Source organism: Metabacillus niabensis (assembly GCF_902829255.1).
Lineage (GTDB): Bacteria > Bacillota > Bacilli > Bacillales > Bacillaceae > Metabacillus > Metabacillus niabensis.
The window spans coordinates 1-1524 of record NZ_CADEPK010000218.1; the positions used below are offsets into that span (position 1 = coordinate 1).

Genomic DNA, 1524 nt, shown 5'->3' on the forward strand with positions numbered 1-1524 from the left:
CAACTGTGCAGTTGAGTTCTTCTTTAATCTCCCTAACTAAAGCAGAATAGATGTCTTCATCTTTTTCGACTTTTCCACCTGGGAACTCCCACATATTTGGAATTGACATTTCAGGAGACCGCAAAGCACAAAGGATTTCATTATTGTCATTTTCAATAATCGCAGCAACTACTTTAACAGTTTTTTTCATAATATCCCCCAAACAATTTTTTTACTAGTTTATGATAACATTTCGTAATTAAATTCAAAACTATTATGTAATTTTATCGTTGCTCTCAAATAAGCTCAGAGGGTTTTGAAAAGAATGTAAAAAGAGGGTCATACATGCTTACAATTATTAAAAATTTCAATTGAAATTTCTAGTGTTTTAAGTGATATAAATTTAGAATTAAAAGAGAATTCGTCCATGACCACCTGTTAGGTTAAAACGAGTTAGCTTTATATACGCTAAAAGACACACAAATGTTGATATATCAATGCTTAGATTTGAATTCATTTAACACATAAGGAATTTTTGATGTAAACGTTTTTATCATAGTTTTAACATCGAAAATGGTGAATTTAATTTTTATGCAGTTTATGAATTTTCATAAAGAAATTAATCAAAATATATCAAAAAGAAAAGTATGAGCTAGCTAAAACCTAAACAAATGGACCGTATTGCTTCAAATTCATGATACTAGTAGTCCCCTTCTCTTTAATTTGGAAAATGCACTTGAAGAAATTCTTGCAAGCTTACTGAATTCTTTTAAAGCAAAGATTAACAATTATTTACTTCTTGTACTTTTTTGATGGTTATATTGTTAAGAAGATATAAGTTGAATGATTACATCTCCTTTCAAATTATAGGTTTTACGTTAATAAATTAAGTCCAAACTGTTACCATAATCGACATATTTTGTGTTTTTCCAATATTACTTTTAAATAATTTGGAAGCCGTAATTAATAAATAAAAACGGCTCATTTTCACCAGTCCTTTTGTAATAATGATAAGGCAAAATAATAGTAAGTCAGTTTTCATAAATGGTTAGTACAATAACTATTTTTTACCATAGATAAGAGTTCCGTGATATAATTCATATGAGAAATTTACTATGGTGGGGATAAATAAATGAGTGTACAAGGATTAACTTTGAAGCAAAGTATGTCGAAATATATACAGGCTATAATGCCACAAGAAGAAGATAAATTAATTTTTGAAAATAGTCTTATAGAATTTCTTGAAAATCTCCATGCGAAGCCAAACGAATCTGAAGAATTTCAAAAAAATTTACTAAAGGATTTTCTCCAAAGTTGTCTTCCAAAAAATTTCATTAATACAAATGGTAGAACAGACCTTGCTATTTATAATGGCCCTTCTCCAAAATCGACAGTAGGAATATTAATTGAATCCAAGAGTTTATCAAATAAGGGAGAAATGATTTCAAAAGCTAATTATAATACTAAGGCTTTTCAGGAAATTATTCATTATTACTTAAACGAACGTTTAGTAAATAAAAATATTGAAATAAAGAAGTGTATAAT

2 protein-coding genes are annotated in these 1524 nt (G+C 27.9%); one reads left to right on the forward strand and one right to left on the reverse strand.

The window, feature by feature from the left end:
- Positions 1 to 190, reverse strand: a 190-nt coding sequence (locus HU235_RS14250; RefSeq protein ID WP_174880612.1) for an NUDIX domain-containing protein, incomplete at its 3' end; no start/stop codon positions are given.
- A 921-nt stretch (positions 191 to 1111) separates the two neighbouring features.
- Between HU235_RS14250 and HU235_RS14255 the strand changes: the two genes are divergently transcribed.
- On the forward strand, positions 1112 to 1524 hold a 413-nt coding region (locus HU235_RS14255; protein WP_459213471.1), incomplete at its 3' end, for a DUF7149 domain-containing protein.